Raw genomic sequence first — 20431 nt, forward strand, 5'->3', positions numbered from 1 at the left:
GGGGGCAGCGCCCCCTGACCTGCCTGCACCACTCATTTCTGCAGCCGGTCCGGCAGGCCGTTGGCCCAGGTGCTGATGGTGCCGGCGCCCAGGCAGACCACCATGTCGCCGGGCCGCGCCTGCTCGCGCACCAGGCGCTCCAGGTCTTCCTCGTTCAGGATGGCGCGGGCGTGGCGGTGGCCGTGGCGGATCAGGCCTGCCACCAGGTCATCGCGGCTGGCGCCTTCGATCGGGTCCTCGCCAGCGGCAAAGACCTCGGCAATGGCGACCACGTCGGCCTCGTTGAAACAGGCGCAGAAATCGTCGAACAGGTTCGACAGGCGCGAATAGCGGTGCGGCTGATGCACGGCGATCACCCGGCCCTCGCAGGCTTGGCGCGCGGCCTTCAGCACCGCGGCGATTTCCACCGGGTGGTGGCCGTAGTCGTCGATGATCGTGACGCCGTTCACTTCGCCCACCTTGGTGAAGCGCCGGTTGACGCCGCCGAATGCTGCCAGCGCCTCGCGGATCTCAACACTGTTCATTCCCAGATGCCGCGCCACCGCAACAGCCGACAGCGCATTCGAGACGTTATGGTCTCCTGGCATCGGCAGGGTGCAGCCCTCGATCACCCGGTCCTCGGCCTGCAGCACCACGTCGAAATGCGCCACACCCGCCTTGTAGGTCAGGTTGACGGCGCGCACGTCCGCCTGCGCATTGAAGCCATAAGTCACCACCCGGCGGTCGGAAATCCGGCCCACCAGCGCCTGCACCTCCGCATGGTCGGTGCAGCAGACGGCAACGCCGTAGAACGGGATGTTGGAGACAAACTCCAGGAAGCCGTCGCGAAGCCGGTCAAAGTCGCCCCAGTGCTCCATATGCTCGGGGTCGATATTGGTAACGACAGCAATGGTTGCGGGCAGCCGGTTGAAGGAGCCGTCGCTCTCATCCGCCTCAACCACCATCCATTCGCCCTGCCCCATCCGCGCGTTGGAGCCATAGGCGTGAATGATGCCGCCATTGACGATCGTGGGGTCAAAGCCGCCCGCCACCATCAGTTCTGCCATCATGGTGGTGGTGGTGGTCTTGCCGTGGGTACCGGCGATGGCGACGTTGGACTTGAGCCGCATCAGCTCTGCCAGCATGTCGGCGCGGCGCACCACCGGCAGGCCGCGCAGGCGGGCCTCGTCCAGCTCCGGGTTGCCCGGCTTGATGGCGGAGGAGATCACCACAACCGCGGCCTCCTCCAGGTTCTCCGCCTTCTGGCCGACGAAAATCCGCGCGCCCAGCTCTTCCAGCCGGCCGGTGATCTTGGAGGATTTCAGGTCCGAGCCCTGCACCACATAGCCAAGGTTCAACAGCACCTCGGCGATGCCCGACATGCCGATGCCTCCGATACCCACGAAATGGATCGGGCCGACGTCGCCAGGCAGTTTGGTTGCAGGGTTCATAACGTTTATCCTTCCTCGGCCAGCTGCTCCACCAGTGCTGCCAGACGTTCGGCAGCATCGGGGACTCCGGCGCTCAGTGCAGCGGTTGCCATCTGCGCGGCAGCCTGCGGGTTACTCAGAATCGCGCCCATATGCTCTGCCAGCACCGGGATATCAAGGGCGCTTTCGGGAATCATCACGGCGGCATTGGCGTCAACCAGCCCGCGGGCGTTGGCGGTCTGGTGGTCGCCTGCGGCGGCGGCAAAGGGGATCAGGATCGAGGGCCGCCCGATGATCGAGATATCCGCGACCGAAGACGCGCCGGAGCGCGAGATCACCAGCTGCGCCTCCGACATGCGGGCGGGCACATCGGTGAAAAACGTCTGCACATCGGCGTTTATGCCGTGCTCGGCGTAAAACGCATTGACCCGCTCCTGGTCCTCCTCGCGCGCCTGATGCGACACCCGCAGGTGGCGGCGAATATGCTCCGGCAGCGCCGCGACGGCCGCGGGCACCACATCGGACAGGATGCGCGCGCCCTGGCTGCCGCCCATGACCAGCAGCGACATCGGGTAATCCCCCGGCGGAATATAGCCAGCACCCGCCCGCTCCTTCACTGCGCTGCGCACCGGGTTGCCCACATGCTCATGCGCAACCCCTTCCGGCAGCGCGGTCGGCCAGGTGCCGCAGGCCACCCCCGCCACGCGGGTGGCGAAGAGCTGATTGACGCGGCCCAGCACGCCGTTCTGCTCATGGATCATCCGCGGCAGTTTCAGCAGCGTTGCCGCCCCCAGCGCCGGGATCGACGGGTAGCCGCCGAAACCGATTACCGCATCGGGGCGGTCACGGCGCATCTGCATCATCATCGACACAATACCGCCGGCGATCTTCGGCGCCACCAGCGCCTTGGCCAGCAGCCCGCCGCGGGCAAAGGTGGCAGAGGACACCTGCGAGATTTCAACCGCGCTGGGGAAGGACGCGGTGTAGCGCGCGCCGCGCGCGTCGGTCGACAGTTTCACCCGCCAGCCGCGCGCCAGCATCATTTCGGCCAGCGCCTGTGCAGGAAACATATGGCCGCCGGTTCCCCCGGCAGCCATCAAGAGCATTTTCTGTGCCATCGCAGCTGGTCTCTTTTCTCTCTCGTCAGCGGCCGCGGCCGTTCAGGTAGTCGGCAATCCCGCCCTGCGGGCGCGTCCGGGTAAAAGCCAGGAGCATACCCACTGCAATTCCGGTGGCAATCAGCGAAGATCCGCCATAGCTGACAAACGGCAAAGTCATGCCTTTGGCGGGCAAGAGCCGCACCGCAACCCCCATGTTGATCATCGCCTGCACGCCGAACATGCACACGAGGCCGGTGCCTGCGAGGCGGATGAAGGTATCGCGCTCGCGCATCAGCCGGAACAGCGAGCGCACCACGATCGTGGCATAAAGCGCGATCAGAACCGCCACCAGCACCAGCCCGTATTCCTCGGCTGCCACGGCCACGATGAAATCCGTATGGGCATCCGGCAGCGACCATTTCACCTGCCCCTCGCCAACGCCGACGCCAAACAGCCCGCCCTCGCGGATCGCGTTGGTGGCATAGCCGAGCTGGGTGGTCGGATCGACATCGGGGTTCAGGAAGCCGTCGATGCGGCGGGCAAAATGCTCAGAGCTGTTATAGGCAAAAACCCCGCCCATCACGACCACAGCGGCCATGCAGACCAGCAAAAGCATCGGCGCCCCGGCGACAAAATACATCACCCCCCAGCCGAACAGGATCAGGCTTGCCTGGCCGAAATCCGGCTGCAGGACCAGCATCATCACCACCATCATGCACAGCGCAAAGGACATCAGCGTGCCCGGCGGGCCGTTGATCTGCTGGCTAGCGGCAATCATCCAGGCGGCAACCACGATGAAACCGGGCTTCAGGAATTCCGAGGGCTGCAGCGATGCAAACCCCAGCGAATACCAGCGCACCGCGCCTTTGCCGAAATCGGTGCCGAAGATCGGCAAAAACGCCAGCGCCACAAAAGCGACGGCAAAGCCCAGCACCGCCAGCCGCCGCACCAGCACCGGCGACATCACCGAGGTGATCAGCATCGCCATCAGCGCCGTCAGGCCGAAAACCGCCTGCCGCTGCACATAGTGAAAATTGCCGAACCCGTTTCTTTCCGCCAGCGGCACCGAGGCGGCAAGCCCCAGCAACAGCCCGATCACAAACAGCATCAGGATGCAGGACATTGTCCATTTATCCAGCGTCCGCCACCACTTGGGAAGAATCGGCTCACCAGCCTGCACGGGAACCGCGCCATAGACCATCTCAGTCATGGGAATACCGCCACTATATGCCTCGCTCCGCCCCGTTTTCGGGGTCTCAGCTAAACTGTAACGAAACGTGAGCCAGCGCGCCAGAAAAAGAACACAGTTCGGCGGAAAACCACCGCCGCGCCGGCAGGCCATCTTGACAGCAAGAAGCCGCCCGCGGGCCGGCGCCAATCTGCCAGGCGATCCCGCCCCGGCCTTCCCCTTGCGCCGCCCCCGGTTCCGTGGTGGATGCGCGCCATGCAGGTGAACACTCTGATTCTCGGCGCCGGTGCGGCCGGCATGATGTGCGCGCGCCACTCAGGCGGCAGCACTTTGGTGATCGACCACGCCAAGGCACCGGGCGAAAAGATCCGCATCTCCGGCGGCGGCCGCTGCAATTTCACCAACATGTATGCCGAGGCGGGGAACTACCTCTCGGCCAATCCGCATTTCTGCAAATCGGCGCTGGCCCGCTACACGCAGTGGGACTTTATCGAACTGGTGGACCGCCACGGTATCGCCTGGCACGAAAAAACCCTGGGCCAGCTGTTCTGCGACGGCTCCTCCAAACAGATCATCGCGATGCTGGTGCAGGAGATGCAGGAGGCCGGCGCGGACCTGTGGCTGCACACCTCGGCCGAGGCCGTGGAGCAGACCGCAAACGGCTACATCGTCAAACTGCTGCGCGAGGGCAAACCGCAGACCGTCACCTGCCGCAACCTGGTGCTGGCAACCGGCGGCAAGTCGATCCCCAAGATGGGCGCGACGGGCCTTGCCTATGACCTCGCCCGCCAGTTCGGGCTGGCGGTCACGGAAACCCGCCCCGCGCTGGTCCCCTTCACCTTCCCGGACGGGCGCTTCAAACCGCTGGCGGGCGTTTCCCTGCCTGCCCGCCTGTCAAACGCGCGCAGCTCCTTTGACGAGGCGCTCTTGTTCACCCATCGCGGCCTCTCCGGCCCATCGGTGCTGCAGCTTTCCTCCTACTGGCGCGAGGGCGAGGAGATCACCGTGAACCTGATCCCTGAAACACCGCTCTACGAACTCCTGCGCGAACAGCGCCAGGCTGAGGGCCGCCGCGACCTGACCACCGAGCTTGCCCGCCACCTGCCCGGCAAGCTGGTGGATTTCCTGAAACCGGACCTGGATCTCAAGGGCCGCCTCGCCGACCAGTCCGACGCGGCGCTGCAAGGCTTAAGCGAGGCGCTGCAGAACTGGCGCCTGCTGCCCGCGGGCACTGAGGGCTACCGCACGGCGGAAGTCACCCTCGGCGGCATCTGCACCGATGGCCTCTCCTCCAAGACCATGGAGGCGAAAGCCGCCCCCGGGCTTTACGCCATCGGCGAAGCGGTGGATGTGACCGGCTGGCTTGGCGGTTACAACTTCCAATGGGCCTGGGCGTCGGGCCATGCCGCCGGCACCGCCATCGCCGCCAGCGGCTGAGCTGCCCCCTGTCCCTCAGGGTTTTCTGCTTCGGAGCCGCCTTCGCTTGGGCACAGGCGGCCGGGGACAGCGCACGGGATCACGCGGAATTGCCGAGGGGCCCCGCCTTGGCGGGGAGACGGCCATTCTGCTTGAGCACGGGGGATGGCTCTGGCAGGCAAAGACCATGCGATGGCGGGTCAGAGGCGGATTTTCCGCTTGGGTGAGCCTGAAGCCCCTGCTACCCCAGCCGCTTTTTCACCTCTGCCGTGAAGTCATCGCCGCGCTGTTCAAAGTTGTCATACTGATCAAAGCTCGCCGCCGCAGGCGCCAGCAGCACGGTGTCGCCCTCCTCAGCCTCCGCCATTGCGCGCTCCACCGCCGCCGCCATGGTGGTGCAAACCTCCGCCTCCACATCCAGCTGCAGGGCAAAACCCGCCGCCTCGCGGCCGATCACATAGGCTTTCACCACATTGCCGGTCTGCCCGCGCAGCGGTTCCAGCCCGCCGTCCTTCTCCAGCCCGCCGCAGATCCAGCGGATGTTCTTGAAGGCGCTCAGGGCCTTCACGGCGCTGTCCAGGTTGGTGGCCTTGCTGTCATTCACATAGCGCACACCGCCTGCCCCGGCGATGGTCTGGCTGCGGTGCGGCAAGCCCGGGAAGGTTGCCATCGCCTCGCCGATCAGCCGCGGCGCCAGGCCCAGGGTGCGCGCCGCCGCATAGGCCGCGCAGGCGTTCTGGTGGTTGTGGGCGCCCGGCAGGCCGGTCATGTCCCGCAGGTCGATAGAGGCCGCCTGCCGCCCCTTGCGGTACTCGGACAGGAACCCCTTGCGCGCAAAGACCTGCCAGCCCGGCCCGGTCAGCTTGCGCGCCGCAGACACCCGGATCACCCGGTCGTCGCCCAATCCTTCCGACAGCTGGCCTGCCAGAAACAGCCCCTCGTCCTCGTCGATGCCAATGACCGCGCGGTCCGGCCCGCCCTCGGCAAACAGCCGCCGCTTGGCCGCAAAATAACCGCCCATGCCGCCATGCCGGTCCAGGTGATCGGGTGAAAGATTGGTGAAAACCGCCACATCCGGCGTCAGGGCGCGGGCCAGTTCCGTCTGATAGCTCGACAGCTCCAGCACCACCACACCGCCCTCGCCCGGCGGGTCGATGTCCAGCACGCCCCGGCCGATATTGCCTGCCAGCTGGCTTTCGCGCCCGGCCTCCTGCAGGATGTGGTGCAGCAGCGCCACCGTGGTCGATTTGCCATTGGAGCCGGTGACCGCCACCACCCGCGGCGGCTGGTCGTACCTCTGCCACCCGGCATCGGCGAAGGAGCGGAAGAACAGCCCGATATCGTTGTCCACCGGCACACCCGCCTCAATCGCGGCGCGGATCACCGGGTTGGGCTTGGGATAGAGATGCGGAATGCCGGGCGAGGTGATCAGCGCTGCCACATCGTCAAAGGCGCCGGCTTTATGCAAATCGCGGCAGGTAAAGCCTTCCGCCTCTGCGGCCTCGCGCGCCGCCGGGTTGTCGTCCCAGCATATGGCCTCAGCCCCGCCTTCGCGCAGGCTGCGCGCCGTCGCCAGCCCTGAGCGCCCCAGCCCCAGCACCGCAACCTTGGCGCCCTCATATCCTTTGACCGGGATCATCGCCTGCCCTTTCCCACGTCCGTAATCTGCGGCTAACCCTGTACAGAGAGGCTGCGGGAATGCAAGCAGGACGGAGAAACTGAGGAAGGGCACATTAGGTCTTTCCAACATGGGACAGAACGAAGGTTAGCCTACTTCCTCTAGCTCCTCTTGGTGCATACGAATGTTATCCAACATATCGTAGCCAGCCTGTGTCATTTCAAATTGCTTGTCATTTCGCCTTACCAGAAGACCAGCCTCCGCGAGATTTTCGATCGTTACACCAAGAGCTAATGCGTCACGATGATTTTCACCGATTCTCTTGGTCACGTTGTCGCGCTTCAACACGTCATAGTAGGATAGGCCAAATCCAACCTGCCTAATATGGCCATCGTTAACGTTGGACGCGGTCCTAAGGATTTGTTGTGAAAAGGGCCAATCTAAAACCTCTGATGCAGTCAAAGCTGCACCCTCTTGGGCAACCTCATCAACAGCTCTATCACTCTCCGAACGGGCTTCACGCAAGTCTTCCTCAGCCTCAGGGCTAATCTCACGAGCCGCCGCCAATCTTGCAGCTGCTTCCAGAATTGCTTGCTCCTGACGCTCCTGCGCTTCTTTTGAGGCCTGCTCTTTTGCAGCCTCAAGCTCGACCTTAGCCTTCTCCTCCTCAAGTGCCATTTTGATCTGGGCGACCTTCAGAGCAGACTTGGCCTGCTCCTCCTCAATTGACGCATTGAAATGCTCGATCCGCCGGGACTGGCCTCACCCGCCTGCAACGCCTTGAGCTTTCCATTCGGCGCCTTTGCAACCTCAGCACCGATGTAGCGCACCCAAGGCAGAAGCATGGCAATAGCAACGCCTGTCACCAGTGGCCAGAAATAGAGGCTCATCAGGGTTGAATGCGCCTCGAAGTAGCCAATCCTCTCGGCCACTGTTGCATCCTCGAACAACAGAAACCAAACCGGCTTCCAGTTCCAAAACAGGAATGCGAGAAGGATAGATCCGGCGAATGGGCTGCTGATCCGCTGTGAGAATGCGTCGAAGACGTCCTTGATAACTTCCATTTCAATCCGCTCTGAAGGCTCAATTGAGCCGGACAATATCAAATCGCATAGAAGTTGAAAGCTAGCGTTTTCCACTGAGGGCCGCACCCGAACCGAGGGGTGGGCGTAAAGCGCCCGCCCCGTGGGGGCGGTTCGGGCGCTGCCCGGCGTGCTGCCGGGCGGGAGGCTGCAACTGGCAGGTGTTGCGCACCCACCGTACGCTGCCCTCACCACATCTTCACGCGGCCGGGTTAGGTTCAACCCGTTGCAACGGGAAGACCAGGAGACCGGCCCCCTCAGACCACCTGTTCATTGGGTGCAGGGCGGGTCCGCATGAGGCCGATAGACGGGCATGGTCCCTTGGCAAGGGCCATCCGATGCTCCGCCCCTTTGGCGGCGCCGCCTTCCTTACCAAAGACAAACCGCCCGCAGCAGCAGCCCCGGGCGGTTCCATAGAAAAGAGATTGCAAACTGCCCCGCCGAAGACACGGCGCGGCAGCCAAAGGGCGTGTCTACCGCACCTTCAGCGTTGCCAGGCCGATCATCGCCAGGATCAGCGAGATGATCCAGAAGCGGATCACGATCTGCGGTTCGGCCCAGCCCTTCTTCTCATAATGGTGATGGATCGGCGCCATCAGGAACACGCGGCGCCCGGTGCGCTTGAAGTAAAGGACCTGAATGATCACCGACAGCGCCTCAACCACGAACAGCCCGCCGACGATGGCCAGCACCAGCTCGTGCTTGGTGGCGATGGCAATGGCGCCCAGCGCGCCGCCCAGGGCGAGCGAGCCGGTGTCGCCCATGAACACCGCCGCGGGCGGCGCGTTATACCAGAGGAAACCCAGGCCCGCGCCGAACAGCGCCGCGCAGAAGATCAGGATCTCGCCGGTGCCGGGCACGTAATGCACGTCCAGGTATTCGGTAAAGTCGACCCGCCCCACCGCATAAGCGATGACCCCCAGGGTTCCGGCCGCAATCATCACCGGCATAATCGCCAGCCCGTCCAGACCGTCGGTCAGGTTCACCGCATTGGCGGCGCCGACAATGACGCAGATTGAAAACGGCACATAGAAGATCCCCAGATTGATCAGCGTGTCCTTGAACACCGGCAGCGCCAGCTGGTTCTGCAAAGGCTCCGGATGATAGGCCGCGGCCCACAGCGATGCCGCCACCGCAATCAGGATCCCCAGCGCCAGCCGCAGCTTGCCCGGCACCCCCGCCGTATTCTGCTTGGACACTTTGGCGTAATCATCGGCAAAGCCAATGAGGCCGTAGGCCAGGGTCACAAACAGCACCAGCCAGACAAAGGGATTGTCCCAGCGCGCCCACATCAGCGTCGCAGTCAAGAGTGCGCCAACCACCAGGAGGCCGCCCATGGTCGGAGTGCCCGCCTTGGAAAAATGCCCCTCCGGCCCGTCGTCGCGGATCGGCTGGCCCTTGCCCTGCTTGCGGCGCAGCACGTTGATCAGCGGCTTGCCGAACAGGAAGCCGAAGATCAGCGCGGTCATGAAGGCGCCGCCTGCGCGGAAGGTAATGTAGCGGAAGAGGTTGAAAACATCCCCCCCGTCCGACAAAGCGGTCAGCCAATAGAGCATTTTGCTCTTCCCCTCGTTCTTTACGCGTTTTCTCGTGTGGGGCCGGAGTGGCCCATTTCGCGGATGCCGTCAACAATCCTGGCGAGGCCCATACTGAGCGAGCCCTTGGCCAGCACGATATCGCCGCCGCGGATTTCTTCTGCGAGGCCCGGCACCGCTTCGGCACTGGTTGCGTACCAGCCGCCGCGTTTTTCCTCTGGCAAGGCTTCGTGCAGAGCCTGCATCAGCGGGCCGATGCAGTGGATCCTGCCGATGCCCTGCACCGCGTCCAGTTCCGCCAGCCCGGCGTGCAGCTGCACCTCCTGCGGCCCCAGTTCCTTCATGTCGCCGACATAAGCGATCCGGCGCCCCTGCCCCGGTGTCGCCGCCAGCACCGCCAGCGCTGCCGCCATCGAGGTCGGGTTGGCGTTATAACTGTCATCCAGCAGGGTGACGTCTCCACTCTCGAGCCGGATTGCCTCCCGAACGCCGCGGCCTTTGACCGGCGACCACAGGGAAAGGCTTTCGACGGCCTTTGCCGGATCAGCCCCCAGCGCCTCGACACAGGCCAACGCGCCCAGCGCATTCATCGCGAAATGGGCGCCAAGGGACTGAATATGCAGCTCAACCGCGCGCCCGTTTGCAGTGGCGCGGGCGACGGTCTCCTCGCCTTCGATGCCGGCGGAAAGCAGGGTGTAGCCGGCAGCGCTTTCGCCGAACCAGCGGGCGGTTGCGCCCAGATCCGCGGCCGCATCCCGCAGCACATGGGCCTCGGCAATATCGGCGTTCAGCACCGCCACGCCGCCGGGCTCCAGCCCCTCCATGATCGCGGCCTTCTCAGCCGCGATGCCTGCGACGTTTTCAAACGCCTCCAAGTGCACCGCGGCCACGGTGGTCACCATCGCCACATGCGGGCGCGCCTGTTTTGCCAGCGGCGCGATCTCGCCGGGGTGGTTCATGCCGATCTCGATCACCGCATACTCGGTATCGCGCGGCATCCGCGCCAGCGTCAGCGGTACGCCCCAGTGGTTGTTGTAGCTGGCAACGGCAGCATGGGTGCGGCCCTGATCGGACAGCATCCGCGCCAGCATTTCCTTGGTCGAGGTTTTGCCCACCGAGCCGGTGACCGCAACGACCTTGGCGTTCGTACGGGCGCGCGACGCCCGGCCTAAAGCCTCCAGCCCCGCCTGCACGTCCTCAACGATCAGCAGCGGCGCATCCGCGGGCACCCCGTCGGGAATGCGGGAGACCAGCGCTGCACCGGCGCCCTTTTCCAGCGCCTGTGCCACGAAGTCATGGCCGTCGCGGGCGGCCTTCAGCGCCACGAACATATCGCCGGGTTCGATGGTACGGGTGTCGATCGACAGGCCTGAGACGGCCCAGTCGCCCTGCGCCTTGCCGCCTGTTGCGGCGGCGGCCTCAGATGCGGTCCAAAGGCTCATGCAATCCTCCCGTCCAGCGCGGCCACGGCAATGCTGGCCTGCTCCACATCATCAAAGGGCAGCACCGTGTCACCCACGGTCTGGCCGGTCTCATGCCCCTTGCCGCAGATAATCAGCGCGTCGCCCGCCTGCAGCATGTCAGCCCCGCGCAGGATCGCCTCTGCGCGGTCGCCGATCTCGATACAATCCGGCGCGCCGCCCTTCACCGCGGCGCGGATGATGGCCGGGTCCTCGCTGCGGGGGTTGTCATCCGTCACGATCACCACATCGGCGTTCCGATGCGCCGCCTCTCCCATCAGGGGCCGCTTGCTGGTGTCGCGGTCGCCGCCCGCACCTACAATAGCAACCAGCCGCCCCAGCACATGCGGGCGCAGCGCCTTGATGGCGCTGGCCACCGCATCGGGCGTATGGGCGTAGTCGACAAACACGGCTGAGCCATTGTCGCGCGAGGCTGCCAGCTGCATCCGTCCGCGCACGGTGGTCAGGTGCGGCAGGGTTTCAAACACCCGCTCCGGGTCCTCGCCGCCCGCAATCACCAGCCCGCAGGCCAAGAGCACGTTTTCCGCCTGAAAGCCGCCGATAAGGTTCAGCCGCACCTGATAGGGCTTGTCATGCCAGGAGAAGCGCACGTCCTGCCCGGTGCCGTCATAGCGCAGCCCCATCAGGTTCAAATCGCCCAGACCGCGGCCCACAGAAATCACCTCCTGCCCGCGGGCGGCGGCAACTGCGCGCATTTCGGCACCGCGGGGGTCGTTCATGTTGATGACAGCCACGCCCTCATCCGGCAGCACCCGGCGGAACAGGCCCGCCTTGGCAGCGAAATAAGCGTCGAAAGTCTCGTGATAGTCCAGGTGATCCTGGGTGAAATTGGTGAAGCCTGCGGCGGCCAGCTGCACCCCGTCCAGGCGGCGCTGGTCGAGGCCATGGGAAGACGCCTCCATCGCCGCGTGGGTGACACCTGCCGCGGCGGCCTCAGCCAGCGCGCGGTGCAGGGTGATGGGTTCCGGCGTGGTATGGGCCAGCGGGTAACTCCAGGCGCCTTCGATGCCCGTGGTGCCCATGTTGACGGCCTCATGGCCCAGCTCAGCCCAGATCTGGCGCACAAAGGTCGCAACGGAGGTCTTGCCGTTGGTGCCCGTCACCGCCACCACAGTCTGCGGCTGGCCGCCGAACCACAGTGCGGCGGCATAGGCCAGCGCCTGGCGCGGATCCTCGACCACCACCAGCGCGGCGTGGCTTTCGTCCAGCACTTTGGCCGCAATCTCAGCCCCTGCAGCATCGGTCAGAACCGCACAGGCGCCTTTCTCCAGCGCGCCGGGGATGAACTTGGCGCCATGCACCTGGCTGCCCGGCAGGGCGGCGAACAGGAACCCCTCGCGCACCTCGCGGCTGTCCACCGCAAGGCCGCTGATCTGCGGGTCAGCGCCGCCCCGGGCCGTAAGCCCCAATTGGCTCAGTCTCAATTGGTTCTGGGGCTGGTCTGGTCTGGTGCTCATGGCGGCCCTCTACCTTATTCAGTTCGAGGTGAGGGTTATACCAGTCACCTCTGCCGGTTCAACTTGCGGACGCAGCCCCAGCAAAGGCGCGACGCGGCCGATCATCTCTGCCGCCACCGGGGTGGCCGTCCAGCCTGCGGTGCGGCGCTCCTCTCCATGGGCGATGATGGAGGGTTCGTCCAGCGTCACGATCAGCACGTATTTCGGGTCATGTGCCGGGAAAATCGAGGCAAAAGTGGCGATCACCTTGTCATCGTAATAGCCGCCGCGGGGCTTGGGCTTGTCGGCGGTGCCGGTCTTGCCGCCGACCTGATAGCCCTCGACCTCGGCAAATGACGCGGTGCCTTCGCTGACCACCTTGCGCAGCATCTTGCGCGCTGCCCTGGCAGAGGCTTCGCTCATCACCCGTTCGCCCAGTTGCGGAGCGTTCTGTTTCAGAATCGTTGGCGCCACGTAACGCCCGCCGTTGGCCACCGCCGCATAGCCCGCCGCCAAATGCATCGGGGTGGTGGAAATGCCGTGCCCATAAGAGATGGTCATCGCTGACAGTTCCGACCAGTTCGGCGGCAGCAGCGGCTTGCCGCCTGCGGCTTCGGAGATTTCAAACGGTGTCGGGTCCAGCATGCCCAGCGTGTCGAGGAAGCTTTTCTGCCGCTCCACCCCGATCTGCTGCGCCAGCCGGGCGGTGCCGATGTTGGAGGATTTGACGATGATCTTGGTCACCGACATCTCGTTGCCGTAGTTGCGGAAATCGCGGATCGCAAAGCGGCCCCAGCGCAGCGGGCCGCGGGTATCGATCACGGTGTCGGCGTTCACAAGCCCCAGGTCCATCGCCTGGGCGGCGGTGAAGATCTTGAAGGTGGAGCCGAGCTCATACACGCCCTGAACCGCGCGGTTGAACAGCGGGCTGACCGAAGGGTCAAAGCCCGAGGCCGGCGGGCGCGGCCGGTCGTTGGGATCGAAGTCCGGGAAGGAGACCACCGAGATCACCTCGCCCGTATGAGCGTCCATCAGGATCGAGGTGGCCCCTTTGGCGTTCATCAGCTTCATGCCGCCATAGAGCACCTGCTCGGCTGCAGCCTGCACAGTGAGGTCGAGCGACAGCTGCAGCGGCTTGCCCGCGTTGGCCGGGTCGCGCAGGTAGTCGTCGAACTGGCGCTCCACGCCGGCAACGCCGATCACTTCGGCGGCGTTCACGCCTTCCTTGCCGAAACCGGCGCCGCCCAGCACATGGGCGGCAAGGCTGCCGTTGGGATAAAGCCGCATTTCGCGCGGGCCGAACATCAGGCCGGGATCGCCGATGTCATGCACCGCCTGGAGCTGCTCAGGGCTGATTTTCTTCTTCACCCACAGGAACTTGCGCTTGCTGGTGAAATCCTTGATCAGGCGTTCGCGGTCAAGGTCGGGGAAGATCTCCACCAGCTTCTCCGCAGCACCGGTTGGGTCGATCATCTGCGGCGGCTGGGCATAGAGGGAATGGGTCTCGAAATTGGTGGCCAGCAGGCTGCCGTTGCGGTCGACAATGTCGGCGCGCTGCGCGGCGATGGCAGCGCCAGGCACGCTGGCGACGGGTTCAGCCGGTTCCGACACGGCGGTCATGCCCATGCGGGTGATAATGGCGCCAAAGGCAAAGACAAAGAACAGGCCCAGCACCAAGAGCCGCCCCTCGGCGCGCTGGCGGGCCTGCGCCTGCATTTCCTGATGGCGCAGGCTGATGTTTTCCTTTTCGATCACGTCCGGGTTTTCGCCCGATGCGCGGGCGTGCAGGATACGGGCCAGCGGGCGCAGCGGCGTGCGGATCATGGGTAGTCCTCCGCGTTCAGGCCGGAAACTTCGACGCCATCGGTGATGATCAGCTCCTCCGGCTCCGGATAGGAGACCTCATCGACGCGGCCGAACTGGTCGGGTCGCAGCGGCAGCAGGCCAAGGCTGTCAAAGTTGATCTCTGCCAGCTCGCGCAGGCGCTGCGGGCGGTTGAGATAGGCCCATTCGGCGCGCAGCACACTGAGGCGCACCTGGGCGGCGCCGATCTGGCGCTGCAGCGCGCGGGTGTCTTTCAGCACCTGCTGGGTGGCGTAGTTTTCGCGGTAGGCCCAGAAGGCGAGGCCAAAGACGGCCAGGCAGGTTGCGGCATACAGCAAGGTCTTCATTTGCGCGCCTCTTTCAGCTGCGGCATTCCAAGTTCCTTGGCCGTGATCGGCCCCGGTGCGGCGTCAGTGCGGCGCCCGACCCGCAGGCGGGCGGAGCGGGAACGGGGGTTTTCGGCCAGCTCCTGATCGTCCGGCCCCACTGCCTTGCGGGTGACCAGCTCGAACTGTGACGGGGCCTCTGCCTGCTCTGGCGCGTAGCGGTTGGCGCGGCCGGTCTTGCCCGCGCGGTGCTGGAAAAAGCGTTTGACCATGCGGTCTTCGACCGAGTGGAAGGTCACGACGGCCAAGAGGCCGCCCGGTTTCAGCGCGCGCTCAGCGGCCAGGAGACCCTCGAACAGCTCGTCATATTCGGCGTTCACCGCGATGCGCAGCCCCTGGAAGCTGCGGGTCGCCGGGTGCGACTGGCCGGGCTTGGGGCGCGGCAGGCAGCTTTCGATGATTTTGGCCAGGCGCAGGGTGGTGGTGATGGGTTCCAGCGCGCGCTCTTTGACAATCGCCTTGGCGATGCGGCGGCTGGCGCGCTCCTCGCCGTAGTGGAACAGGATGTCGGCGATCTGCGCCTCGGTCAGTTCGGCGATGAGGTCGGCAGCCGACGGGCCGGACTGCGACATGCGCATGTCCAGCGGGCCGTCCTTCATAAAGGAGAAGCCCCGCTCAGCCAGGTCCAGCTGCATGGAGGAAACACCAAGGTCCAGCACCACCCCGTCGAGGTCCTGGGCGTATTCATCCATGCGGGAGAAGACACCGGGCTGCAGGATCAGGCGGGTGCCGTACTCCCCTGCCCAGGGTTTTGCGAGCTCGAACGCCAGCGGGTCGCGGTCAACGCCGGTGACTTGCTGTGCCCCGGCCTCCAGCAGGCCGCGGGTGTAGCCGCCGGCCCCGAAAGTGCCATCCAGCCAGCAGCCCGTGACGGGCGCCACGGCGGCAAGCAGCGGGCGGAGAAGAACCGGGATATGGGGACCATTGGCAGCAGTTTGGTCCTGGGTCATTGTTTAAGCGCCCCCAGCGCCGTCTAGGAATTCCATCGGATCGAAGTCCTCGGGCAGGTCCTCCATCCATTCTTCGGCCTTGGCCAGCTCTTCTTCCTCGTAGGTCTCAGGCTTCCAGATCTGGAAGGTGTCGCCCGCGGCGATGAAGAAGGCCTCGGCATCGAGGTCGATTTTCTGGCGCAGCTTGGCGGGCAGAACCAAGCGGCCGGTCTCGTCGACATTGGTCGGGAAGGACTGGCCGTGGAACATCCGCTGCAGCATCTTGCGCTGCATCGAGCCGCGCGGGAGCTGGTCGATCTTGGCGTCGACCTCCTCGATCGCCTCGATAGTATAGCATTCCAGGAAATTGCGGCGCTTGTCGCCGTAGACGATCACCAGTTCCGGGTTCTGGCCGGGCTGCCAGTTGGGGTCGGCGGCCTCCAGCACACGGCGAAAGGAGGCCGGAATCGACACCCGCCCCTTTGTGTCCACCTTATGGTGGCTTTCGCCTCTGAACCTGCGGCCCAAGTTACCGTCCTTTTCGCGCGTCCCTCGCGTTGATCCGTTCCCCAGAATGAAAAGGGGCGGGTTGATCTGCTGCCACTGATCAACCCGCCGCCTTGGCCCGCTTTGCGGGATGTCCGACTGCGCGCGCCACCTGGGGGGATGTCTGCTCGCCCGCGCGCCGGATCTCTTGTTCGATGAAAGCGAAGGCCTGTATGAAACCTGCTTATTTTATTTTTGGCTCTGGGGTCGTTTGGCGCCCCGTCCCTCGTCTCATCTGATGAAGTAGGGATACTATGGGAATTGATGGCCCCGCAACTGTTTTTTATGGGACATCGTCGAATCCTTGACAGAGATTCCGGAGAGCCGCCTGAGATTCGTGGCACTTTCAGGGCAATATTCGGAACTTGTTGTGAATAAACCCAGCGCAAACACTAGATATAGATGCGAGTTGCAGGCGAGATTTATTTCCCATAGTTTCCCGGGATTCAATCATCCTGGCTCCAGTTTTCCGGCAAGTTCCCCCTATGTTCGCCGCATCCGGCCTGCAGAGGCACTGAAGGCACCCCGCAAAAGCGGTTCAAAGCCATGTGATTCGCAACTGCAAGGGGTGCAGTGCTGGTAGCGGGCCATGATTTCCCATGGCTCCCATGAATTCCCGGCGATCCCGTGAATTCCCAGGCCTCCCATGCAATCCCAAATGCCCCATGAAGTCCCGCGCCGGGCCGCAGGCCCCATCCGGTCCCAGATCCGGCCGCTTTCCCATCGGCGCCCATCCGCAGGGCCCCGGAACGGAAAAGACCCGCCAAAGCAGCGGGCCTGCACACATATTGAATAGGGCTGCTTTTGAGGCCGTCCGGAGGCCTCAAGCCATGCCGCCCTTGACCAGCCCCTCGGCGATGCGGGCATAGGCCTGGGCCATGGGCCCCTCGCCCGCCGCAATGGGGGTGCCGCTGTCGCCGGCCAGACGGGTTTCCAAGTCGATCGGCAAAGCGCCCAAGAGCGGCAGGCTCAGGGTTGCAGCCTCAGCCGCGACACCGCCATGGCCGAAGATGTGATGCTCGCCGCCGCAATCCGGGCAAGTGAAGAAGGACATGTTCTCGATCAGCCCCAGCACCGGGGTTTTCAGGGTGTTGAACATGTCCATCGCCTTGCGCGCATCCAAGAGCGCCACATCCTGCGGGGTGGAGACGACGATGGCGCCCGAAAGCTCTGCCTTGGTGCAGAGCGTCAGCTGCACGTCGCCGGTGCCGGGCGGCAGGTCGACGATCAGCACGTCCAGCTCACCCCAGTTCACCTGCCCCAGCATCTGCTGCAGCGCCCCCATCAGCATCGGGCCGCGCCAGACCACGGCCTTGGCATCATCGACCATGAAGCCGATCGACATCAGGGTGACGCCATGGGCGTGCAGCGGCTCGATGATCTTGCCGTCCGGGCTGGAAGGCCGTCCGCTGGCGCCCATCATGCGGGGCTGGGAGGGGCCGTAGATATCGGCATCCAGCAGGCCGACCTTGCGGCCCTGTTTGGCCAGTGCCACGGCAAGGTTCGAGGACACGGTGGATTTGCCCACCCCGCCCTTGCCTGAGGCAATCGCCAGGATGCGCTTGACGCCCGCAGGTTTCAGCGGCTCCGCCTGCGGTTTCGGATGGCCGCCGACCTTGAGGCTGGGCGCAGGCTGCTGCGGCGCATGGGCGGTCAGCGCGGCGGAGACGGTCTCAACGCCGTCGAGCGACAGGACTGCCGCTTCGGCGGCCTTGCGCAGGGGCTCCATCAGCTTGGCGATCTCGGGGCTGGGCGCCTCGATCACAAAGCTCACCTTGCTGCCCTCGATGCGCAGCGCCCGCAGCATGTCGCGCGACACCAGGGTGCCGCCATCGGGCAGCGCCAGCCGCTCCAGCACGGCGCGAATCTGTTCCTGTGTGACACTCATGGCTGCTCTCCTGCGTCAAATCCGGCCCATATATATGTGTGCCCCGCGGAACAGGAAACCCGGCTTGCGCGTTTGCCGCAGCAACAGGGCGGCAGATATGTCAATCCGCTGCCCCGGGAGCCATGCGCGACGCGCACCAGCCTGCCCAGAAATTATACAGCCGCATAATGGGTGGCTGAAAATCTTGGCCAATTACAAAGACCTACCCTGCGCCACCCATGCACATGCCGCATAGCAGCAATGACGAAGCACGGGATTGTGCATCCGCAGCATATCCCTAAATTACCATTCAAGAAACGCCACAGCGGCGATAGACGAGACGGCTAGACGAAGGAACAGAACGATGGCAGCAGCACAACAGATTTCCGCGGTGAACATTGCGTCCCCGGTGGGCTTCCTGGATGCCCTGCTGGTCAAGTTCGTCCGTTACCGCCTGTACCGCCAGACCGTCAATGAGCTGTCGGCCCTGTCCGGCCGCGAGCTGGCAGACCTGGGCCTGAACCGGTCCGAAATCAAGCGCGTCGCCTATCAGGCCGCTTACGAAAACAACTGATAGAGATCAGGCTCTTTCTCCTCCTCCCTTGAGAGCCTGTCCTACGCGGTGGCATCCTCCTCCTCCCTGATGCCGCCGCACCCTATACCGGCCGAAAGCCGGGCTTGGATCACCGGGGTCTCCTCCTCCCTGATACCCGGTGTTTGACAGAACGGCGGTGCCCCTCCTCCTCCCTGGGCGCCGCCGTTTCTTGTTTTTGGGGCTGCGGTTTGCCGCGGTCCGGCCGGGAGGCTGACGTTTTCAGGCTATCCCTTTCTTGAATCTGCTGATTTTATCGCCGGCATGATCAGCAGCTTTTTGCGGGACCGGTGTCATGAAATTCATCCATCTGACGGATATCCACCTGATGGCGCCCGGCGTGCCGCTGAACGGCGGCGATCCGGCGGCGAATCTGATGCGGGTGCTGGCGGATATTGCCGAGTGGCACAAGGACGCGGAATTCTGCGTTATTTCAGGTGATCTGGCGGATGAGGGCGATCCCGCAGCCTATGGCTGGCTGCAGGAGCAGCTGGCGGCGTTTCCGCTGCCGGTCTTTCTGATGCTGGGCAATCATGATGTGCGGCAGAATTTCCTGGACGTCTTTGCCGATCATCCGCGCGACGGCGGCGGGTTTGTGCAGCACAGCCATGCGGCGCGCGGCGCGCGGTTCCTGTTCCTTGACACGCTGACCGGGGGCCCGGGCGTGCATGACGGGGAGCTCTGCACAGACCGGCTGGCCTGGCTGGAGGCAGAGCTGGAGGCGGCGGGCGATGCGCCGGTGTTCCTTTTCCTGCACCACCCGCCCTTTGATATCGGCCTGCCCTTTGTGGACGATATCAGGCTGCGCGACCCCGAGGCGTTCTTTGCGGTGCTGCAGAAGGGCCGCAACATCCGCCACATCTTTTACGGCCACATTCACCGGATGACCTATGTGAACTGGCGCGGCTACAGTTTTACCTCGCTGCCCAGCACCAACCACCAGATCCCGCTGGTGCCGGAGCGGGCCGGAGGCGAGTACAGCGTCGAACCGATGGCCTATGGCGTGGTGCAGGTGAGCGATGATCAGGTGACGGTGCATTTCGACGCCTATCTGGACCGGCCCGGCCAGGGGGCTGCCTTCTAAGTGGAACTGCTTTGGATCCTGCTGGTTCTCTTGTCGGCGGCCACCCACCCGCTGCGTGACCTGACGCTGAAGGGCGTGGCGCATCCGGTGTCCTGTTATACCGGGGTGTGCCTCAGCTGGGTGGTGTTTGCCGCTGTGCATATGGCGCTGGCGGGGCAAAGCCCTGCCCTGCCCGCCGGGGTCTGGCCGCTGGTGCTGGTCTCGGCGCTGGGGCTGACGGTTTACTACTACGGCACGCTGTCGGCGCTGCGGCGGGGGAACCTGTCGGCCTATTACCCGATCGTGCGCTCCTCGCCGCTGGCGATTGCCGCGTTCAGCTGGCTGGTGCTGGACCGCAGCTATACCGGCGCGGCGCTTCTGGGGATGGGGCTGATCATCTGGGCCGGGCTGATGATCCAGAAGGGCAAGGGGCGGCTCTTGGACGATCCGCGCGCCTTTGCCATGGCGGCAATGGCGATGCTGGGCTCAGCCGCCTATTCAGTTTCCGACGCGGCAGCGATGCAAGGCGCCGCCAGCGCGCCGTTTCTGTTCTGGACCTATATCCTGGTGACGCTGGCGATGGGGGCCTTGCGCGCCTGGGAAGACCGGGGGCAGTCGGCGCCCTTGCTTGGTGTGGTGCGCGGCTGGGCGCAGCACCCCTGGCGCATCCTGTTTGCGGGACTCTCGTCCTACCTGTCTTACCTGTTGATCCTGCGGGTGTTCCAGCTGGGCGCTGAGGCCGCAGCGGTCAGTGCGGTGCGGCAGGTGTCGATCCCGGTCTCGGTGATCCTGGCGGCGCTGGTGCTGAAGGAGCCGCGCGGCCTCAGCCGCCTAGGCTGGGCGGTGCTGATTGCCATCGGCATTGCGATGATAGCGCTGCGTTAAGTCCGCAGCCTTCCCCGCCTTACGCGAACGTCAGAGGAAGGGGGTGGCGCAGGCGCGGCGGGCAGCGCAGCTG

General features: G+C 64.7%; 18 protein-coding genes. 4 read left to right on the top strand and 14 right to left on the bottom strand.

Annotation, left to right across the window (positions count from 1 at the left end; all coding sequences use genetic code 11):
- Positions 1-32: 32 nt before the first annotated feature.
- Genes murC through ftsW form a run of 3 tightly spaced genes read right to left on the bottom strand, consistent with a single transcriptional unit; the run spans position 33 to position 3719 of the window.
- On the bottom strand, positions 33-1430 hold the full coding sequence (gene murC, locus ACXAHG_RS09900; protein WP_475057047.1) for a UDP-N-acetylmuramate--L-alanine ligase: 1398 nt from the start codon (positions 1428-1430) through the stop codon (positions 33-35).
- A gap of 5 nt (positions 1431-1435) precedes the next feature.
- Positions 1436-2527 carry a UDP-N-acetylglucosamine--N-acetylmuramyl-(pentapeptide) pyrophosphoryl-undecaprenol N-acetylglucosamine transferase gene (locus tag ACXAHG_RS09905; protein ID WP_475044210.1) on the bottom strand — a complete coding sequence of 364 codons (1092 nt, stop codon included), beginning with the start codon at positions 2525-2527 and terminating at the stop codon, positions 1436-1438.
- A gap of 25 nt (positions 2528-2552) precedes the next feature.
- The gene (gene ftsW, locus ACXAHG_RS09910; RefSeq protein ID WP_475044212.1) at positions 2553-3719 is read right to left on the bottom strand and encodes a putative lipid II flippase FtsW; all 1167 of its coding nucleotides are present in this window, start codon (positions 3717-3719) and stop codon (positions 2553-2555) included.
- A gap of 234 nt (positions 3720-3953) precedes the next feature.
- Here ftsW and ACXAHG_RS09915 point away from each other — a divergent pair, with 234 nt between their 5' ends.
- Positions 3954-5135 carry a BaiN/RdsA family NAD(P)/FAD-dependent oxidoreductase gene (locus ACXAHG_RS09915; protein WP_475057048.1) on the top strand — a complete coding sequence of 394 codons (1182 nt, stop codon included), beginning with the start codon at positions 3954-3956 and terminating at the stop codon, positions 5133-5135.
- A 220-nt stretch (positions 5136-5355) separates the two neighbouring features.
- On the opposite strand, the gene murD is transcribed toward ACXAHG_RS09915, so the two are convergent.
- From murD to ACXAHG_RS09970, 11 genes are all read right to left on the bottom strand, one after another.
- Positions 5356-6753, bottom strand: coding sequence for a UDP-N-acetylmuramoyl-L-alanine--D-glutamate ligase (gene murD, locus ACXAHG_RS09920; protein ID WP_475057049.1), 1398 nt, complete (start codon positions 6751-6753; stop codon positions 5356-5358).
- 126 nt (positions 6754-6879) lie between these two features.
- Positions 6880-7410, bottom strand: coding sequence for a hypothetical protein (locus ACXAHG_RS09925; RefSeq protein WP_475057051.1), 531 nt, complete (start codon positions 7408-7410; stop codon positions 6880-6882).
- A 17-nt stretch (positions 7411-7427) separates the two neighbouring features.
- The gene (locus ACXAHG_RS09930) at positions 7428-7796 is read right to left on the bottom strand and encodes a hypothetical protein (RefSeq protein ID WP_475057052.1); all 369 of its coding nucleotides are present in this window, start codon (positions 7794-7796) and stop codon (positions 7428-7430) included.
- A 491-nt stretch (positions 7797-8287) separates the two neighbouring features.
- Positions 8288-9370 carry a phospho-N-acetylmuramoyl-pentapeptide-transferase gene (gene mraY, locus ACXAHG_RS09935; RefSeq protein WP_475044218.1) on the bottom strand — a complete coding sequence of 361 codons (1083 nt, stop codon included), beginning with the start codon at positions 9368-9370 and terminating at the stop codon, positions 8288-8290.
- Positions 9371-9390: 20 nt separating this feature from the next.
- Complete coding sequence (locus ACXAHG_RS09940; protein WP_475057053.1) at positions 9391-10791, bottom strand: UDP-N-acetylmuramoyl-tripeptide--D-alanyl-D-alanine ligase; 1401 nt, start codon at positions 10789-10791, stop codon at positions 9391-9393.
- Entirely contained in the window at positions 10788-12287 is a 1500-nt protein-coding gene (locus tag ACXAHG_RS09945; protein WP_475057055.1) for a UDP-N-acetylmuramoyl-L-alanyl-D-glutamate--2,6-diaminopimelate ligase, read from the bottom strand. The genes ACXAHG_RS09940 and ACXAHG_RS09945 overlap by 4 nt, the downstream gene beginning before the upstream one ends.
- An 18-nt stretch (positions 12288-12305) precedes the next feature.
- Positions 12306-14090, bottom strand: a complete 1785-nt coding sequence (locus tag ACXAHG_RS09950) for a peptidoglycan D,D-transpeptidase FtsI family protein (RefSeq protein WP_475057056.1) — start codon at positions 14088-14090, stop codon at positions 12306-12308.
- Entirely contained in the window at positions 14087-14437 is a 351-nt protein-coding gene (ftsL, locus tag ACXAHG_RS09955; protein ID WP_475044224.1) for a cell division protein FtsL, read from the bottom strand. Before ftsL ends, ACXAHG_RS09950 begins: the two co-directional genes overlap by 4 nt.
- A complete protein-coding gene (rsmH, locus tag ACXAHG_RS09960) occupies positions 14434-15426 on the bottom strand; it encodes a 16S rRNA (cytosine(1402)-N(4))-methyltransferase RsmH (RefSeq protein WP_475057058.1) in 993 nt (330 codons plus the stop codon). The genes ftsL and rsmH overlap by 4 nt, the downstream gene beginning before the upstream one ends.
- 3 nt (positions 15427-15429) lie before the next feature.
- On the bottom strand, positions 15430-15897 hold the full coding sequence (mraZ, locus tag ACXAHG_RS09965; protein ID WP_039167216.1) for a division/cell wall cluster transcriptional repressor MraZ: 468 nt from the start codon (positions 15895-15897) through the stop codon (positions 15430-15432).
- 877 nt (positions 15898-16774) lie between these two features.
- Positions 16775-17839 carry an Mrp/NBP35 family ATP-binding protein gene (locus tag ACXAHG_RS09970; RefSeq protein WP_475057059.1) on the bottom strand — a complete coding sequence of 355 codons (1065 nt, stop codon included), beginning with the start codon at positions 17837-17839 and terminating at the stop codon, positions 16775-16777.
- 343 nt (positions 17840-18182) lie between these two features.
- Between ACXAHG_RS09970 and ACXAHG_RS09975 the strand changes: the two genes are divergently transcribed.
- The 3 genes from ACXAHG_RS09975 to ACXAHG_RS09985 all read left to right on the top strand — a co-directional run bounded on the left by ACXAHG_RS09975 (position 18183) and on the right by ACXAHG_RS09985 (position 20358).
- A complete protein-coding gene (locus tag ACXAHG_RS09975) occupies positions 18183-18392 on the top strand; it encodes a DUF1127 domain-containing protein (protein WP_475044229.1) in 210 nt (69 codons plus the stop codon).
- Between the two features lie 313 nt (positions 18393-18705).
- A complete protein-coding gene (locus ACXAHG_RS09980) occupies positions 18706-19494 on the top strand; it encodes a phosphodiesterase (RefSeq protein ID WP_475057061.1) in 789 nt (262 codons plus the stop codon).
- Complete coding sequence (locus ACXAHG_RS09985) at positions 19495-20358, top strand: EamA family transporter (protein ID WP_475044233.1); 864 nt, start codon at positions 19495-19497, stop codon at positions 20356-20358.
- Positions 20359-20431 lie beyond the last annotated feature (73 nt).

The sequence above is a fragment of the Leisingera sp. ABD4_442 genome, from assembly GCF_056160905.1.

What these genes read in the sequence shown, in the direction of transcription:
- ftsW (WP_475044212.1), bottom strand. Translation starts at nt 3,719, where the DNA reads ATGACTGAGATGGTCTATGGCGCGGTTCCCGTGCAGGCTGGTGAGCCG.
- ACXAHG_RS09925 (WP_475057051.1), bottom strand. Translation starts at nt 7,410, where the DNA reads ATGGCACTTGAGGAGGAGAAGGCTAAGGTCGAGCTTGAGGCTGCAAAA.
- ACXAHG_RS09945 (WP_475057055.1), bottom strand. Translation starts at nt 12,287, where the DNA reads ATGAGCACCAGACCAGACCAGCCCCAGAACCAATTGAGACTGAGCCAA.
- ACXAHG_RS09930 (WP_475057052.1), bottom strand. Translation starts at nt 7,796, where the DNA reads ATGGAAGTTATCAAGGACGTCTTCGACGCATTCTCACAGCGGATCAGC.
- ACXAHG_RS09975 (WP_475044229.1), top strand. Translation starts at nt 18,183, where the DNA reads ATGGCAGCAGCACAACAGATTTCCGCGGTGAACATTGCGTCCCCGGTG.
- ACXAHG_RS09915 (WP_475057048.1), top strand. Translation starts at nt 3,954, where the DNA reads ATGCAGGTGAACACTCTGATTCTCGGCGCCGGTGCGGCCGGCATGATG.
- murC (WP_475057047.1), bottom strand. Translation starts at nt 1,430, where the DNA reads ATGAACCCTGCAACCAAACTGCCTGGCGACGTCGGCCCGATCCATTTC.
- ACXAHG_RS09905 (WP_475044210.1), bottom strand. Translation starts at nt 2,527, where the DNA reads ATGGCACAGAAAATGCTCTTGATGGCTGCCGGGGGAACCGGCGGCCAT.
- ACXAHG_RS09980 (WP_475057061.1), top strand. Translation starts at nt 18,706, where the DNA reads ATGAAATTCATCCATCTGACGGATATCCACCTGATGGCGCCCGGCGTG.
- mraY (WP_475044218.1), bottom strand. Translation starts at nt 9,370, where the DNA reads ATGCTCTATTGGCTGACCGCTTTGTCGGACGGGGGGGATGTTTTCAAC.
- ACXAHG_RS09940 (WP_475057053.1), bottom strand. Translation starts at nt 10,791, where the DNA reads ATGAGCCTTTGGACCGCATCTGAGGCCGCCGCCGCAACAGGCGGCAAG.
- murD (WP_475057049.1), bottom strand. Translation starts at nt 6,753, where the DNA reads ATGATCCCGGTCAAAGGATATGAGGGCGCCAAGGTTGCGGTGCTGGGG.
- ACXAHG_RS09950 (WP_475057056.1), bottom strand. Translation starts at nt 14,090, where the DNA reads ATGATCCGCACGCCGCTGCGCCCGCTGGCCCGTATCCTGCACGCCCGC.
- ACXAHG_RS09970 (WP_475057059.1), bottom strand. Translation starts at nt 17,839, where the DNA reads ATGAGTGTCACACAGGAACAGATTCGCGCCGTGCTGGAGCGGCTGGCG.
- rsmH (WP_475057058.1), bottom strand. Translation starts at nt 15,426, where the DNA reads ATGACCCAGGACCAAACTGCTGCCAATGGTCCCCATATCCCGGTTCTT.
- ftsL (WP_475044224.1), bottom strand. Translation starts at nt 14,437, where the DNA reads ATGAAGACCTTGCTGTATGCCGCAACCTGCCTGGCCGTCTTTGGCCTC.